We start from the raw sequence: 15,495 nt of genomic DNA, 5'->3' as shown, positions 1-15,495 counted from the left end.
TGTATCAAACCCGACAGACATGGCAAAGGTAGCAATAAAATCTGAGAAACTCTCTCCTTTTGGAGGTATTTTTCCAATAATGGAGCAATTTGATTCCAAGCTCTCATCTGTAATCGACTCAACCCTCGGTATGAGATGCAGGCTGTATGGTTATCAATACAGCGAAATCATCCGTTCGCTTATGAGCGTTTATTTCTGTGGCGGCTCATGCATCGAGGATGTCACCACTCATCTGATGTATCACCTCTCGCTTCATCCGACACTTCGCACATGCAGTGCCGACACGATTCTCAGAGCCATAAAGGAACTGACCCAGGATAACATTTCCTACACATCCGACACTGGCAAGACCTACGACTTCAACACGGCAGACAAGCTGAATACACTGCTCCTCAATTGCCTATTGTCCACAGGGCAGCTGAAAGAGGGCGAGGGGTATGACGTTGACTTCGACCACCAGTTCATAGAGGCTGAGAAGTATGATGCGAAGCCTACATACAAGAAGTTCCTTGGTTATCGCCCTGGCGTGGCAGTTATTGGCGACTTGATTGTCGGCATTGAGAACAGCGACGGCAACACAAATGTCCGTTTCCACCAGAAGGACACGCTGAAGAGGTTCTTTGAAAGGTTTGAACAGAACAAGCTTATTATCAACCGTTTCAGAGCTGATTGCGGCTCGTGTTCTGAAGAGATAGTGGAAGAGATTGCTAAACACTGCAAGACCTTCTATATCCGTGCCAACCGATGCAGTTCGCTCTACAATGACATCTTTGCCCTCAGAGGTTGGAAGAAAGTGAAATTGGGCGGTATTGAGTTTGAGCTGGCCTCCATTCTCATCGAGAAATGGAAAGGGAAGGCATACCGTCTTGTGATTCAAAGACAGAAGCGGATAGACGGCGAACTCGACCTGTGGGAAGGAGAATACACCTACCGCTGCATCCTTACAAATGACTACGAGTCTTCCGAGAAAGAGATTGTCGAATTCTATAACCTCCGTGGAGGGAAGGATTAGTTTCTGTTGTTTGTACCGGAGCAAGTTCTGCTACAAGTACCATGACATGTGTTGAAGCAACTGTTCATACAACGGTTGTTACATCCTGCGCATGACATTGCATTTGCAGTTTCTGACAAGATAGGACTTGACAGGAGAGCTGCACCAGCCAAAATAGGCAGAGCACCTTTAGCGGCTCTCTTAAAGAACTCACGACGAGACTGAAGTTCTTCATTCTTACCATTTTTCTTCATAAAATAAAAAATTTAAATTAAACAATATGCCTTTCGGCATTATTTGACAATCTCAATAAAATCAGTAGGAATATACGCAGTAGCGACAAGGCACAATCCCGAGATCTCAACAACAATTCTTTGTTGTCCTGCTATTCTGGCAACTTTTCCAACCACTCCCTTGAAGTCACCAGCTATTACTCGTACTTTATCTCCACTTTTATAGTGACACTGTTCCGCTGTAACAATGCGTACATGCTCACTATCAGTACTTGTTGCTTTGATAAAATTTATCATTGCATTGTATGGTATAATAAGCGGAGGATTTTTACCGTTTGCCTCTGGAGGAAGCGTCTTATCCAAATAATATTTTATAAAAGAGATTGGGGCATCAACTGTCTTTTTCACAAAACTGTCTGATTGTTCCCTTGTGGCGTATATAAAAAGAAAGTTGGGAAGAAGAGGCTGTTGTATTCGCTTGTTCTTCGTGCTACTTATAACAGGGTAAATGCAGCCGTAGAGAAAGCAAAGAAGAATGATATTAAGACATACGTGCCGATGCACTATGTACTAAAAGTGATTGCTGGGAAGAAGAAGCCAGTTGTAACCTTCCTGCTGGACATATTCCGAGGACACCCCTGTTTGTGAGCTTTGGGCTTCGGGGGAGACATTGGAGGCAAATCCAATGTGAGGAGGTGAATCGCAACCTCGTTTGGTATGCGCATTAAGCAATGCGTTCATATCGGCTTATATGTCGTTGCTCGTTAATAGCAATATAGACATAAAAAGAGCGTGGAAACGTCTGTTGTCTATTCCACAGTCTGAGGCTCTAGCAATTGCCTATCATAGTTGAACAGACAACGTCAGAGCCCACGCCGATATGAATAATCATTTCCATTAGGAGACCATAATAAACAATTGTTGTGCCCGAAAAGGTACAATCCGTGCTTACAGGTCTCCGCAGGAGCGATATTATCACACCCGGGACATCTACCGTTGGCTTTGCTCAAGACTATGATAACTGTTAATTTGCTAGATTACAGACTGTCTTAAACAGAGCGTTAGTAAACGCCTTCATTATGTCTGGACTATCTTTCCCACCCAATGCCCGCTTTGTACCGCTTTGTCATTATGACTCCGCCATACTCAGCACGGCGTAGGCTGCCTTGTATGCCATCACGAAAGAACACGTCTAACCTCAATGGCTATAAACATGGCGATAATAGTCCGCTGCAAAAGTACAAAGAAAATCTCAATACAACCTCATTTTGTTATGGAAAAGTATGTATAAACCTTAAATTTAACCATAATTAACTAAGTCTTGCTCAAATCTCGTATATTTTGTGTAAGGAAATGGCCTCTTATTGGCGTAAAAAGCAAAAGACAGATGCGAATGTCACATCTGTCATTATTGTTGTCGCACATGTCTTTCTTGAAAGAAAGCCTATGGCTGGTTTATTTCAGAATGATTTTCTCCTTTGCTGGATGACATAAGGAGAATGTACTTTTGCCGTCTTTGTTTGTATAGCAGAAGTCGCATGAATTTATAATATCCATGCCAATCACCACATCATAGTCTGAATTGTCGTTAAGCAGAGCCTGAACATTCAACTCTGCTGTTCCTGTTGGAAGGATAACATGAACAAGGTAAGTCCAGGATTCGACATCACCTCCTGCACTCGAAATAAGAGCCTTGTTCTTCGGTTGTAACCCTAAAGCATTTACAACTTCCTGTGAAATCAATGTATTGGTCGCTCCTGTGTCCCACAATACATTTTCAACTTGGCAATGAACAGGAACAGCCACGTTTGCCGACAAATCTACGGCTGGACAGATAATGACGTTTGTAAGAATAGCCTCTGGCTGGGATTCGTATTCTTTTGTATATACAGCCATTCCTACCTCAACTCAATTTTTCCCGTATATGAAGTTTGTTGAGGAACAGGCTCGTCAGTGATAAGGCGAACCAAACGGACATAACCTGTCCGTGCAGCTCTATTTCCGTTAATGACGGGAGCCTGAACTGCGGTTGCAAAATCTATTGTCTTGTTCTTTATAACTTTCATATACCTACAATTTAAAAAATGTCCCGCTGGGTACGCTGTTCTTATGGGAAGCGAGCGGGATTTGTCAATGCAAAGGTAGGCATTCAATTCCAAAAAACCAAACAATTGGAAGAAAAACTAATCTAACTACCCTAAATTTAACATTTTATCAGGAAAACTACTAAACAATGAATACGTCTTTCAAACGCTATTCTATTGCCGCCGAATTATTAACCTGCATTGTCTATCAGCAATATATGCCGACTGAGATACAACTGAGGTACAAGACATCCATTTTCGCCCAATGTTGAAGCCACCAAGAAGGCTCTCTCATCCCTCTTTTTCTTTTTCGACCGTCTCACTCTTTATGGCTGATGAAAGTGGGACTTTTCATCAAAAATGCGCTCTTTGGATAGCAACCAGCCAAAATTGCCCAAAATATTTTCATAAATAATCTTAAAACTGCTTTTTGCCCCTGTCATAGTTTTTTCTCTTTGCCGAGTGCCTTGAACTATAGATTTCCCCTGTTCAAAATTTGTACCGTTTTGAATTTGTTGTTTTTAAGAGAGTGCTGTGGCTCAGCGTGTTAGGAAATACAAAAAGGCTTCCACATGCATGTCTATGAATTTCTCATAGAATTGGTTGCCATCCATCTCATGGAAAACCTTGCCTGCATGTCTTTTCTCCTTGTCCGTTGCTTTCGGTGCCTTGACGGTATTCACAGCTGCGTCAATGTCCTCAAAACTTGACCCTTTGGCTTGTGGCACATCGGCATCTTTCTTGTTGTCAGAATATTTCACACCAATATCTTCTATGCGAACATTCGTAAACACGTCATCAAGCTGTTCGTCAGAAATCCGTGCCGTACTCTTTGGAGAATCGTCAAATGTCACGTCATTATCCGATACGGATATGGATTCTGTTTGTTTTTGTTCCGTTTCTTCTTTCTTCCGCAGTTGGGACACTTTGAAAAGACTTTTGCCTACAAGTGCCATCGGGTCGATGGGTGGCTTTTCCTCTTCTTCCTTATTGTTCGCAACTTCAAGGAGCAACTTGTTGTAAAAATAGATAGTCCAGACATTGAATGCAACCAAAACTATCAAGAATATAGTTTCCATTGTCATGCTTGTTCCTTTTTGTTACATATTCCAATCGTCAATCTCTTTTCTCAGCAAGCCGTTGATTTCTTCCTGGTTCTCTTCAAGATGTCTCTCAAGAATAAGGTCGATGTAACCACCGACTGTCAACTCATGCTTTGCGAGCACACTGACTATTCTTGAAATTCTCCTGTGTATCTCACGGCTGATATAAACGCATTGACGAGTCTTTATCTCGTTTCGCTTGAAGAATGCCGAATCGTAACTTTCCGAAGAAGCCTTGGGAGGCTTGCGTGAAATTGGCGACTTATCGGTCTGCGAGCATTGGGACTTCCAGCCAACCTCTTCTTTCTCTTCGGTATCTTTCACTTGGGATTGGGAAGCTCCGTCAAGAATGGATGCCGTTGTCGTGCCAATCTTGCTCTTGCCAATAGAGGCAATGAGCAGATTTTCATCTATTGCGTCAGTGTTGATTTTTCTGCTTACCATAGGCTCATGTCTTTATGATTTCACAAATCTCGTCGGACAACTCCTTGATGCCACTCCCTCGCAACAGGTTTGGGTCTGATGGAAAGATGGTGGAACGGAACACTGCCTTTCTGTTCTCCGACAGCTCTCTTCTGAAACGTTTGCTGTCTGGCAGTCGTGTGTTGAGAACCGAATAGTCGAGAGACTTGAACATACCTTCATATACATCATACAAACTCGTGCGTTCTCGTTTGTCAACCATTGTCCAAAAGAAAGCAAGTTTCTTGGTGACCGACCAACCCTGTGTCAAAAAGTTGTCGTGGAACAACTGCATGAAGCTCATTGCGCTTTCTACAACAAAGCGGTCTGCGCTGACGGGTACAAAGATGTAATCCATCTGAGACAAGGTCTTCATGACGCCCTCACTTTTGATAGTCCCAGGCATGTCAAAGAAGATGAAGTCAAGTTTAACCTCTGTTTCATTCAACACTGTCTCTGCGTCGTCAAGCGCATTGACTGCATTGCTTCTCGTTACGCTGAAGGACTTCTTGCCCAGCTTTTTGAAATGCTCACAGGCTTGCGCCTTGAAATAGTCGCTGCTTTTGATGAGTTCCAGTTCCTCGTCTCGCAGGTCTGCAAGGTTGTATTGTGGCTCGTCACAATCTATGACCGCCACATTGTAGCCCTTGACATTGTGAAAGTAGTTGGCTACAAGAGCCGTGATGGTGGACTTTCCTATTCCACCTTTCTGTGTCGCGAATGCAACAAATCTTGTTTTACTCATATCTTTAACTTTTTAAATTGTTGATAACTCACTTCTATAATATTCTGCCAATTTAACGATGTGGACACATAAGAGTCCATGTCTATAATTCATTGCTTCATTATGGAGACCTTGAACCATTGCAGTGCTTCATCATTTCCATACGACAGTACGACAGTGAATCATTAAGTCTGTACGTCAGTAGCGCATCATTGATGCAAGGCGATACTGCAATAATGACAGATTTATTCACTTCTACAAATGCTTGTTTCACCATATTTTCAAATCATTAGTTCGATGTTTACGGCTGCAAAGTAACAACGAAAAATCCGAAAAACAATGGTTTTCAAATCCTGTGGCAGCATGTTGCCGATAGTTGCAGTGGTTGTCTGGGGTGCATCTGTTCCAAGGGCGCTTTTTTAGCCGTAATTTTGCACCCGAAAGGCAAAGCGATGGATAGCGCATCCATATCGTTCCGAGAAGAACAAGGCTTGATGTTCCGCAAAGGACTGGATTTCCCGAACAGCTTCCATTCGGGATGGGGACAGCTTCTTACGAAGGCTAACTCCAATCCACCCTAAGCGGATTTTTATGTCCTCAAAGACATAGCAAGGTATGTTTTGAGTTACTCAAAACCTTTGGAGTTACTCTCCGTAACATCGTGCCAGCGAGTGAAGAAGAAAAGTTCCTTTTCATTCTTCCGAGCGCAGCCGATGTTCGAGGGTACCTCAAAGACCTTGCCCTGCCGGGTTGGTAGCCTCTCCGAAGTCGGGCTCCCCATGTTCCAATCTGACGATAGTTTGTGCAATTCCATTATTGCCGCATGTACCACTTAATCCATTTTAATATGAACACAGAAAGAAAACGAGGGGGACGAATCCCCAAGCTGAACCCGAAGTCGCACCATGTGATGCTTCGGTTCGACGATGACGAATGGATGAAATTCCTCGTCATGTATGAGCAGACTGATGTGAAAGCGAAGGCTGTCTTTGCCAAGGCTCGCATCTTCGGCGAGCCGTTCAAGGTGCTGCGCGAGGACAAGACACTGGTGGAATACTACACCAAGCTTTCTTCTTTTCACTCGCAGTACCGAATGATTGGCAACAACTACAACCAGGTTGTCAAGGAACTCCGTTGTCATTTCTCTGAGAAAAAGGCGATGGCTTTGCTCTATAAGTTGGAGAACTGCACCAGGGAACTGGTCTCTCTTACCCGTGAGATAGTTGAACTAACCCGTAAGTTTGAGGAAAGATGGTCGCAAAGATAAGTTTCGGAAGTTCATTGTATGGCGCACTGGCATACAATGGTGAGAAGATTAACAAGGAAGAGGGAAAGCTCTTGGCAACGAACAAGATCTTCGATGATTGTTCGGGAAAGACGAGCATCGCCAATGCCTTGCGTGATTTCCAGCGATACCTTTCTCCGCACATCAGAACAGAGAAACCTGTCGTGCATATATCCTTGAATCCGCATCCTGATGATGTGCTGACGGATATGGACATGGAGAACATCGCCCGTGAATACTTGGAGCGCATGGGATATGGCAACCAGCCATACATGGTTTACAAGCATGAGGACATCGACCGTCATCACATGCACATCGTGACCATCCGAGTGGATGAAAACGGCAAGTGTTTGGATAGCCGATACAACTACCATAGGAGCAAGGCTATCACCCGTGACTTGGAGGAGAAGTACAATCTCCACAAGGCAGACCGCAAGCAACGCCAGGCAGACAATCCACTTCGTAAGGTGGATGCAAGCCAAGGCAATGTGAAGAAGCAGGTTGCCAACACCGTAAAATCTCTCTGCGCTACCTACAGGTTCCAGTCCTTAGGCGAATACCGTGCACTTCTTTCCTTATATAATATATCCTTGGAGGAGGTCAGAGGCGAAGTTGGCGGTCGTGAGTATCACGGTTTTGTCTATTCTGCCACGGACGGACAGGGCAACAAGGTGGGAAATCCTTTCAAGGCTTCCAAGATTGACAGGTCTGTCGGTGCGGAGGCGATAGAAAAGCGGTTCGCTTATTCTGCCAAGAAGTTCAAGGAGGACAAGAAACTCTCCGAGATGACCCGTCATAGCGTGGAAGCTGTCTTGAAGCAGACGTACCATAAGGATAAGTTCGTTGAATTGCTGAAAGCAAAGGGCATTGATGTTGTTTTCCGCCATACAGCTGACAGCCGTATCTACGGAGCAACATTCATTGACCACCGCACCCAAAGCGTTTTCAATGGTTCAAGGCTTGGAACGAATCTTTCTGCCAATGCCCTGCAGGAGCACTTCTCCTTGCCTTACGAGAATGAGCAACCAATACCGCTTACCATCCCGAAGGAAGATGGCACAATGCCGGAACAGGAATATCATGGTTCTGGCTTGTTCGATGAGTACGGCAGCGGTCTTGGACTTATGGCTGGAGGTAGTCCTTCAAATGAGGCACAGGAAGCTGCATTTGACAGAGAACTACGCAGAAAGAAAAAGAAGCGAAAAGGGCGAAACCTTTAATCGTGTTATCAAGGTTGGCTTTCTTATACAATGGAGAAAGCCTACCTTCAATCAAAAAACAATTTGTATAACTTCAAAACAGAAAAACAATGGCACAAGAAGACGATTTAAGAGCATTGGGGAAAATCATGGATTTTCTCCGTGCCGTGAGTATCATACTCGCAATTATGAATGTGTATTGGTATTGCTATGAAGCAATGCACATATGGGGAGTGACAATCGGGGTTGTTGACAGAATCCTTATCAACTTCAACCGTACATGTGGTTTGTTTCATTCCATTCTCTATACCAAGCTGTTTTCGCTTCTGCTCCTGGCACTCTCATGTCTGGGAACCAAGGGCGTGAAAGCGGAAAAGATGAGTTGGAACAGGATTTGGACGGTTCTTGCTGTTGGCTTCTTCTTGTTCTTCCTCAACTGGTGGATATTATTGTTGCCTGTATCTAATTTGGGCAATGCCACGCTGTACATATTTACAATGACAGCGGGTTATATCTGCCTGTTGATGGGAGGACTCTGGATTAGCAGGCTCTTGAAACACAACCTCATGGAAGATGTCTTCAATAATGAGAACGAGAGTTTCATGCAGGAGACCAAACTCATGGTGAACGAGTATTCTGTCAATCTGCCTACACGTTTTTACTATAAGAAGAAGTGGAACAAAGGTTGGATTAACGTGGTCAATCCCTTCCGTGCCTCGATGGTGCTCGGCACGCCGGGTTCGGGTAAGTCTTACGCCATTGTGAACAACTATATCAAACAGCAGATTGAGAAAGGCTTTGCCATGTATATCTACGACTATAAGTTCCCCGATTTGTCAGAGATAGCCTACAATCACCTGCTTCATCACTTGGATGCCTACAAGGTAAAACCTCAGTTTTATGTCATCAACTTCGATGATCCGAGAAAGTCGCATCGGTGCAATCCTATCAATCCCGCCTTTATGACGGATATATCGGATGCCTACGAGAGTGCCTATACTATTATGCTCAACCTTAACCGTTCGTGGATTCAGAAGCAGGGAGACTTCTTTGTGGAGTCGCCGATTATCTTGCTGGCTGCCATCATTTGGTTTCTGAAGATATATGAGAAAGGAAAGTACTGCACCTTTCCCCATGCTATCGAGTTTCTGAACCGTCCTTACGCACAGATATTCCCGATACTCACTTCTTACGATGAACTTGCCAACTATCTTTCTCCCTTTATGGACGCTTGGGAGGGAGGAGCGCAGGATCAGTTGCAGGGACAGATAGCCAGTGCCAAGATACCGCTTTCACGAATGATTTCACCAGCCCTTTATTGGGTGATGACGGGCGATGATTTTTCGCTTGACATCAATAATCCCAAGGAGCCGAAAGTGCTGGTTGTAGGTAACAATCCCGACCGCCAGAATATCTATTCGGCAGCACTTGGTCTGTATAATAGCCGTATCGTGAAGCTCATCAATAAGAAGAAGCAGCTCAAATCGTCTGTGATAATCGACGAGTTGCCGACTATCTACTTTCGTGGGTTGGATAACCTTATCGCCACAGCCCGAAGCAACAAGGTCGCCGTGTGCTTGGGTTTTCAGGACTTTTCACAGCTTACCCGTGACTATGGCGACAAGGAGAGCAAGGTAATCCAGAACACTGTAGGCAATGTGTTTAGCGGTCAAGTTGTGGGCGAAACTGCCAAGACACTTAGCGAACGCTTCGGAAAGGTGCTACAGCAACGGCAGTCCATGACCATCAACCGCAACGACAAATCCACCTCCATTTCCACGCAAATGGATAGCCTTATCCCGGCAAGCAAGATTTCCAACCTCACACAAGGTATATTCGTGGGTGCGGTGTCCGATAACTTCGACGAACGCATCGACCAAAAGATTTTCCATGCGGAGATAGTGGTGGATAGCGTCAAGGTGTCGGCAGAAATGAAAGCATACCAGCCTATCCCAGTGATAGTGGAATTCAAAAACGAAGATGGCTCCGATAATCTCAAAGAGACTATCGAAGCCAACTATCGTAAGGTAAAACAAGAGATACTGACGCTGGTTGATTCGGAGATTCAAAGGATAAAAAACACCCCTGCCTTGTCCCATCTCATTCCAGACAAGTAGTGCAAACACGGATTGGGTATTGTGGTTGCGGTGTTATGATTACGGACCGTAGCTATACCCACAGGTAAATCCTTATGATAGCTGTTAGCACTGATAAACTGCGGCTGTAACAAATCGTTTTCGGTTCAGTCGTTTCAGGTGGATACGAAGTGTAAGATTGTGCCACTCGATATGGTTGGTAGAACGGAAAACGGTACGGTGTATTTTTCAGCTGATGAGATAACTGTATTTTTTCAGTTTATCGGTGTAAATCATTTTGGCTTTGGACAGAAAAAGACTTTGAAGCACAACAGACAGAGTACGGTTGGTACGTCTGCCCACTTTAAAAGCCACAACCTTGCGAGTTTCTCTATCCAAGGCGTACACTAACCAGCGCGGATGATTTTTTTACCGATAAAAATGCGCATCTCATCCACTTCGTAGGTCTTGCCTACAGAGGTAGGTGGCTGCTTGATATTGCTTACTATCTGCAAAATCTTCTTAAGCAAGGTGGTAATGAAATTCCCAATATTCGTGCCGTACTGCGAATACCCAATCCCTCTTTGGTCAGTTGAGTGATTTTGGTGTCAGAGTTAGGAAGATAGGCTTTGTATGTGTAGTCAGTAATAAAACGCTTCTGGCAATGTTTGCATCGGTAGCGTTGTTTACCTGTACTACTTTTACCACTTTTGATAATATTGTTTGAGTAGCAATGTGGACATTGAAGCTCGACTCCCAATCTGGAGCATAAAGTGCCGAAGCGTTCTCGTATATTCATTTTCTTTGTTTTGGGTTACAAATATAGCAAAAGGCAGAGAATCTTTCCCTGCCTTTACGCCTAATCTTTTAAAAATCACATTGATAATCAGATGATTATTACAACAACTCCCGATTTGAAGCATTACCCATCTTATTCCATATTTAATTCCGCCAACGGGTAATGTTTTTTTTCATTTTCGTAATCCTTTCAAAATAACAGTTCTTTCGCTTACTGGAATTTCTTTACGTCTTTTGGCCATTACCGCATTATCTAAATTTTAAATATGATGTTACGCTCATTCCATCCGTCATTTTATATTTCCCAAAATTGGTAAACTCAATGGTATCAATCTTGTTATCTTTTAATTTTAATATGATCATTGTTATATCACAGTGACTTAACTGCTTCAATGATTGGATATATTGTTTATCTACCCAAAGAGAGCGAACCGCTTCTGGATGTATGACGCACATTACCTTATACTCTGTTAAGGTTTCAAGTGGGATTATTCCCTCTATCCCCACTTTTCTATTTAGCACTTTGATAGGCATACCCACATATATGGGGAGACCAATTAACCTATTTGTCTTCAATATACCCTTGGACAATTGATACGGAGCAGATTTTATTGGTATTTTTTCATAAATAAGAGTATCTGATGAAGATGTGGCATAAAATCTTATTGGAAGATCATTGTCAAAATTAAGATTGTACCTTGAATATACCTTCCTTGCTCTACTTTTTGATCTTATTGATAATATATTCGCCCCAAAAAATATTGGGTTATCGGATATAACTACCAACGTATCATTAATCCCTAACACAAGATACAACCTGTTTTCTACACTTTTCTGGTAGTATTCTTCGTCTTGGGGCCAAATCCGGATACCATAATATGTTACATTGCTCTGAGAAAAATTAGTTGTTATAGAATCTGTTAGTTCATTATCTTCAGAATTTAGAGGACTACAGATTGGCGACTTTACTTCTAGTGCGTCTGTTGATTCATCATTTTTATAATTCAATGAGACTCTCGAAGAGCCAAGACAACAGCTGCACATAAATACATACAATATCAAAGATAAGGACTTCTTCATTTTTAGAGTGTTCAAAAGTTAATTAAAGGAGGGTGATGCCGTACTTTACCGCCAGATAGCTCTCCACTTTTCTGCGCTCATCGGGTGTAAGCATCCTGCTGAACACAATAAGCTCAGGGGCATATCCCCGGATGGAAGCATTACCGAAGAGCGAGGTCGGAAAATCCGTACCGAAGCTGCCTGAGGTGGAAGGTGTTCCTATGAATAATGTGGTGTTGGAGTTGTCTCCCCACAATGCTGTTGAAGGATTGCTTACCTTGAAGTAGGACACAACTCGCAGAGCGCTTTCCTTAAAACCGTTCTCGGACAAAGAATCACTTGATTGATAAAGCAGGTCTTCACCCGATGCTGAACCATAGTCCAGTGGTTCAACACCTCTACCCCTTACGGCTTTGTCCTTGCTCAGAATGGCTCCGTCACCCTTGCGGCCGTCAAGAGCATAGACAACCATATCCTTGCCGATGGTTGCCAGTTCCGGTGCAAAGACACCGATGACGGTAGCCTGTGAGAGGTCGCCGTGCTTGAGGCTGGCACTCAGGCTGCGGAATCCGTCTGCGAGCCAGAGACTCGGATTGAAGTTGAAGTAATGGACTGAACTGTTCGGAAGAGTAAGTTCAGACTTGACGCCACGGCTGTCCAATAGCATCAGCCGTATGGAATCCCCAGAGAAATCCTGCCAACGGTAATAACCTTGCAGGTCTGAGTTCAATGGCGCAGTCTTGAACCACAGTTCGCTTCCGCTGACTCCTCCGGGCGTTTGTGCGAAACTGCCGATAGCGAAGCCTAACAGTAACAAAGAAGTAAACTTTCTCATGCGCTGTCAATTTGGAGTGTTTGAAAAATATAAAAACGTATGCCTCTGCCGCGCAGGGAGAGACCAGTGAGAGAGAGAGAACGGACTGTTACTACGGAGAAGAATTGTGATATAGGCTTGCTCCGTAAAGTCCTATTGTCACGTGGCAGGCCAATAGGCTTTACCACCAAACTAATGCTGCAAATATACAAAAATAATCTTAATAAACGGATATAATCTTTAAGAAATTTGCTGGTTTGGCGTTTTTTTCTTATGATTTCGGTCAATTTTGCAGAAATCTTTTACATCTGTTGTATGTACTGGAGTTAGTTTGGCAAAAATACACAAATCGTTACGGCTTCAGTTTCTTATGTTAGAATGTAAATAATGGTTTGAAACTGTACACACTCGGAGTACAAATGAAAACAAGATATGCTTGTGTCGAAAAGGTATATATGAGCTGATGGTAGAGTCGTCATCAACAACAATGGCCCTGATTTGATAAACTCAGCAGGAATACTTGCTATTCATTTTTTATGATGGGGTTATGTTTACAAATTTGAGATTTCATGTAAAAAACAGGGGTATCTTATTATGATAAAAACATCAAGATACCCCTATATATAATTAGGTGTCATAACCGACAGACGGAGCGTGCTTGTTTTCCAACTATGCTTTGTTCTGTTTCTATATTCTTTGTTTCGTGTTTTTCAGCAGTATCTTGCTCCTGTGGCGGTGCGGTACAACGACAAAAATCGTTTCTCCTGTACGCTATTATATTATAAAGGTGTAGGAATCTTATTAAAAAATGAGAAATTCTAACTTGCACCTCTTGGCATCGTTCCATTCATCACAATAATCATCGGATACTCGTGTTTTACTTGCTCTGCTTGGCAATCCTTGCGGTTCACAACCTTACTGATAAACCATTGTCTGAACAACAAGGCTTGGTATGTATCCATTTGAAATGCTATGGCGATAATCACTTCCATATCATAGACATGCGCAGAATATCCATTTTCAAGTTTGATGTATTGAGAATGCCGGAAGTCTTTCAGCACACTTTGTTTCCAAATGCGCTTGATGGTATTCTTCACTGCTGTCCCTGTTACATTCAACAGTTCGGCAATCTCCCAAACTGTCATCCACACCTCACCATGATGTGGGGCGTAGATGACCATATCTTCCTGTATTGTTATCACTTGTCGTTTCATACTCTGCCATTTATAGTGTTAGTATTATCGTTGCAAACATTTCCAAACGTGAATTCCTCAATGTTATTTATTTGCTGAGACAACTTTTCCACGTCTTTACTCAATTTCTCCTTGGTAATTTTGGCATACACCTGAGTTGTCTTTATGTCCTTGTGACCAAGCATTGAACTCACGGTTTCTATTGGAACTCCGTTGGAGAGGCAAACCGAGGTTGCGAACGAATGACGGCTCATGTGCCAGGACAGCGGCTTGGTGATACCACATTTTTTGCCCAGTCTTTTGAGCGAATCCATACAACTTTTGTAGTTGGGTACTGGAAATACCCTGCCGTCTTCACACAATCCACGGTATTTTTCCATAATTTGCTTGGGATAATCAAGCAACTTGATGTTGGCTTCCGTTCCGGTCTTCTGTCGATGGATAACGATCCATTCACCTTCATCGAAAAATTCCTTGATGTTCTCTTCCTTCAAGTTGTACAGATCAATGAAAGCGAGACCTGTAAAACAACAGAACAGGAACAAGTCACGCACCATACTCATCTTCTTTCTTGTGATAGGTGTTTCCATCAACAGGTGAATCTCTTCTTTGCTCAGAAACTCTCTTGTGGTCTCTTCTTCCTTGTACTCATATCGTCTGAAAGGGTCTTTTACAAGCCACTCATTATCTATGGCGCGGAATACCATTGCACGGAGATTGCGGACAAACACCATCGCAGAGTTTATCTTCAAGTGCTTGTCGGTTCTGAGAAAAGTCTCGTAGTCTGTGATAAAAGGCAGCGATAACTCTTTCAGAGCAATATCCTTCACATGGTACTGCGTCTGCATGAACTCGCCCACATAGGCACACCCGATTCTATACTTCGTGTATGTACTCAAAGATTTCATGCCAGCCTTATATTGCTTTTCCATTTCATCACGGCTTTGAGAATAGACTTTCATCAGTGTATGGCAACGATACTCCAAGCCAAGAAAGGCGTTCTTTACCTTGTCGGCAGTGACGAAGTTGTCCCTGTCCATAATCTCCTGATAATGCTTAATGATACTCACACGCATCTTGTCCAATTTGCGGTTCACTTCCAAGGCCTGCATACTCTTACCTATCATGCGTCCGCCTTTGGTGTCCCACAAATCTGGATTAGCTGTTGTCTTGCAACTGAACTGCGCCTGTGTTCCGTCCACTGTGATACGTCCCATAACTGGAACTGTACCGTCTTTCTTTACTACCTGTCTTTTGAGGTAGAAGATAATTGAAAATGTACTCTTCATAACGTCATTCTTTTTTGCGGTCAAAATTAATACATGAAGAGTCTTTTCTTGCTACGCATTTCACGGCAGAACACGGCAAATTTGGTTCGTAACCAAAAATCTTGCGTTACTCATTAGTAACTCACTATAAATCAGAGTATTCAAATTCAATTCGTAACCTTCTTCATTCTTCCGAACCTCAACATT

17 protein-coding genes and 1 pseudogene are annotated in these 15,495 nt (G+C 43.2%); 5 read left to right on the top strand and 13 right to left on the bottom strand.

Annotated features, from left to right (window positions below):
* Window positions 1–19 precede the first annotated feature (19 nt).
* Window positions 20–1,009 (top strand): annotated as a pseudogene (locus KUA46_RS10085) (IS1380-like element ISBf11 family transposase); the annotation flags it as partial.
* Here the strand turns inward: KUA46_RS10085 and KUA46_RS10080 are convergent.
* The 6 genes from KUA46_RS10080 to KUA46_RS10055 all read right to left on the bottom strand — a co-directional run bounded on the left by KUA46_RS10080 (window position 1,009) and on the right by KUA46_RS10055 (window position 5,618).
* Complete coding sequence (locus KUA46_RS10080) at window positions 1,009–1,245, bottom strand: hypothetical protein (protein WP_080975713.1); 237 nt, start codon at window positions 1,243–1,245, stop codon at window positions 1,009–1,011. The pseudogene KUA46_RS10085 and the gene KUA46_RS10080 sit on opposite strands and share 1 nt — an antisense overlap.
* Window positions 1,246–1,284: 39 nt before the next feature.
* Window positions 1,285–1,632, bottom strand: coding sequence for a KOW motif-containing protein (locus tag KUA46_RS10075; protein WP_218487599.1), 348 nt, complete (start codon window positions 1,630–1,632; stop codon window positions 1,285–1,287).
* Between the two features lie 1,047 nt (window positions 1,633–2,679).
* Entirely contained in the window at window positions 2,680–3,120 is a 441-nt protein-coding gene (locus KUA46_RS10070) for a retropepsin-like aspartic protease (protein WP_048316574.1), read from the bottom strand.
* Window positions 3,121–3,847: 727 nt separating this feature from the next.
* On the bottom strand, window positions 3,848–4,387 hold the full coding sequence (locus KUA46_RS10065) for a hypothetical protein (protein WP_254880712.1): 540 nt from the start codon (window positions 4,385–4,387) through the stop codon (window positions 3,848–3,850).
* A 21-nt stretch (window positions 4,388–4,408) separates the two neighbouring features.
* Window positions 4,409–4,855: a DUF3408 domain-containing protein gene (locus KUA46_RS10060; protein WP_118142024.1), complete on the bottom strand. Its 447-nt coding sequence runs from the start codon at window positions 4,853–4,855 to the stop codon at window positions 4,409–4,411.
* Window positions 4,856–4,859: 4 nt separating this feature from the next.
* A complete protein-coding gene (locus KUA46_RS10055; RefSeq protein WP_032856280.1) occupies window positions 4,860–5,618 on the bottom strand; it encodes a ParA family protein in 759 nt (252 codons plus the stop codon).
* A gap of 431 nt (window positions 5,619–6,049) precedes the next feature.
* Here KUA46_RS10055 and KUA46_RS10050 point away from each other — a divergent pair, with 431 nt between their 5' ends.
* The 4 genes from KUA46_RS10050 to mobC all read left to right on the top strand — a co-directional run bounded on the left by KUA46_RS10050 (window position 6,050) and on the right by mobC (window position 10,198).
* Window positions 6,050–6,178 carry a hypothetical protein gene (locus tag KUA46_RS10050; RefSeq protein WP_256625080.1) on the top strand — a complete coding sequence of 43 codons (129 nt, stop codon included), beginning with the start codon at window positions 6,050–6,052 and terminating at the stop codon, window positions 6,176–6,178.
* A 266-nt stretch (window positions 6,179–6,444) separates the two neighbouring features.
* Window positions 6,445–6,864, top strand: coding sequence for a conjugal transfer protein MobA (gene mobA / locus KUA46_RS10045; RefSeq protein WP_032856281.1), 420 nt, complete (start codon window positions 6,445–6,447; stop codon window positions 6,862–6,864).
* A complete protein-coding gene (mobB, locus tag KUA46_RS10040) occupies window positions 6,849–8,102 on the top strand; it encodes a conjugal transfer protein MobB (RefSeq protein ID WP_218487598.1) in 1,254 nt (417 codons plus the stop codon). The genes mobA and mobB overlap by 16 nt, the downstream gene beginning before the upstream one ends.
* Window positions 8,103–8,191: 89 nt before the next feature.
* A complete protein-coding gene (gene mobC / locus KUA46_RS10035; RefSeq protein WP_218487597.1) occupies window positions 8,192–10,198 on the top strand; it encodes a conjugal transfer protein MobC in 2,007 nt (668 codons plus the stop codon).
* A gap of 207 nt (window positions 10,199–10,405) precedes the next feature.
* Here mobC and KUA46_RS10030 read toward each other — a convergent pair whose 3' ends face one another.
* The 7 genes from KUA46_RS10030 to KUA46_RS10000 all read right to left on the bottom strand — a co-directional run bounded on the left by KUA46_RS10030 (window position 10,406) and on the right by KUA46_RS10000 (window position 15,309).
* Complete coding sequence (locus KUA46_RS10030; protein WP_353888547.1) at window positions 10,406–10,531, bottom strand: hypothetical protein; 126 nt, start codon at window positions 10,529–10,531, stop codon at window positions 10,406–10,408.
* A gap of 32 nt (window positions 10,532–10,563) precedes the next feature.
* Window positions 10,564–10,686, bottom strand: coding sequence for a hypothetical protein (locus tag KUA46_RS10025; RefSeq protein WP_259318118.1), 123 nt, complete (start codon window positions 10,684–10,686; stop codon window positions 10,564–10,566).
* Complete coding sequence (locus KUA46_RS10020) at window positions 10,662–10,955, bottom strand: IS1 family transposase (protein ID WP_199658369.1); 294 nt, start codon at window positions 10,953–10,955, stop codon at window positions 10,662–10,664. Before KUA46_RS10020 ends, KUA46_RS10025 begins: the two co-directional genes overlap by 25 nt.
* Before the next feature lie 248 nt (window positions 10,956–11,203).
* Complete coding sequence (locus KUA46_RS10015) at window positions 11,204–12,034, bottom strand: hypothetical protein (protein ID WP_225451465.1); 831 nt, start codon at window positions 12,032–12,034, stop codon at window positions 11,204–11,206.
* A gap of 22 nt (window positions 12,035–12,056) precedes the next feature.
* Window positions 12,057–12,848 carry a hypothetical protein gene (locus tag KUA46_RS10010; RefSeq protein WP_225982370.1) on the bottom strand — a complete coding sequence of 264 codons (792 nt, stop codon included), beginning with the start codon at window positions 12,846–12,848 and terminating at the stop codon, window positions 12,057–12,059.
* A 797-nt stretch (window positions 12,849–13,645) separates the two neighbouring features.
* Window positions 13,646–14,041: a hypothetical protein gene (locus KUA46_RS10005; RefSeq protein WP_225982371.1), complete on the bottom strand. Its 396-nt coding sequence runs from the start codon at window positions 14,039–14,041 to the stop codon at window positions 13,646–13,648.
* Entirely contained in the window at window positions 14,038–15,309 is a 1,272-nt protein-coding gene (locus tag KUA46_RS10000; protein WP_218435302.1) for a site-specific integrase, read from the bottom strand. The genes KUA46_RS10005 and KUA46_RS10000 overlap by 4 nt, the downstream gene beginning before the upstream one ends.
* Window positions 15,310–15,495 lie beyond the last annotated feature (186 nt).

This window comes from Segatella copri (assembly GCF_019249765.2).
GTDB classification, from domain to species: Bacteria; Bacteroidota; Bacteroidia; order Bacteroidales; family Bacteroidaceae; genus Prevotella; species Prevotella copri_K.
Note: the sequence above shows the minus strand (reverse complement) of the source record. Positions and strands in the feature narration are given on the sequence as shown.

Excerpts from the sequence above, each read along its gene's own strand:
- KUA46_RS10015 (WP_225451465.1), bottom strand. The coding sequence starts at position 12,034 with ATGAAGAAGTCCTTATCTTTGATATTGTATGTATTTATGTGCAGCTGT.
- KUA46_RS10050 (WP_256625080.1), top strand. The coding sequence starts at position 6,050 with ATGGATAGCGCATCCATATCGTTCCGAGAAGAACAAGGCTTGATGTTC.
- KUA46_RS10020 (WP_199658369.1), bottom strand. The coding sequence starts at position 10,955 with ATGAATATACGAGAACGCTTCGGCACTTTATGCTCCAGATTGGGAGTC.
- KUA46_RS10070 (WP_048316574.1), bottom strand. The coding sequence starts at position 3,120 with ATGGCTGTATATACAAAAGAATACGAATCCCAGCCAGAGGCTATTCTT.
- KUA46_RS10055 (WP_032856280.1), bottom strand. The coding sequence starts at position 5,618 with ATGAGTAAAACAAGATTTGTTGCATTCGCGACACAGAAAGGTGGAATA.
- KUA46_RS10010 (WP_225982370.1), bottom strand. The coding sequence starts at position 12,848 with ATGAGAAAGTTTACTTCTTTGTTACTGTTAGGCTTCGCTATCGGCAGT.
- KUA46_RS10005 (WP_225982371.1), bottom strand. The coding sequence starts at position 14,041 with ATGAAACGACAAGTGATAACAATACAGGAAGATATGGTCATCTACGCC.
- mobB (WP_218487598.1), top strand. The coding sequence starts at position 6,849 with ATGGTCGCAAAGATAAGTTTCGGAAGTTCATTGTATGGCGCACTGGCA.
- KUA46_RS10060 (WP_118142024.1), bottom strand. The coding sequence starts at position 4,855 with ATGGTAAGCAGAAAAATCAACACTGACGCAATAGATGAAAATCTGCTC.
- mobA (WP_032856281.1), top strand. The coding sequence starts at position 6,445 with ATGAACACAGAAAGAAAACGAGGGGGACGAATCCCCAAGCTGAACCCG.
- KUA46_RS10080 (WP_080975713.1), bottom strand. The coding sequence starts at position 1,245 with ATGAAGAAAAATGGTAAGAATGAAGAACTTCAGTCTCGTCGTGAGTTC.
- mobC (WP_218487597.1), top strand. The coding sequence starts at position 8,192 with ATGGCACAAGAAGACGATTTAAGAGCATTGGGGAAAATCATGGATTTT.
- KUA46_RS10065 (WP_254880712.1), bottom strand. The coding sequence starts at position 4,387 with ATGGAAACTATATTCTTGATAGTTTTGGTTGCATTCAATGTCTGGACT.
- KUA46_RS10000 (WP_218435302.1), bottom strand. The coding sequence starts at position 15,309 with ATGAAGAGTACATTTTCAATTATCTTCTACCTCAAAAGACAGGTAGTA.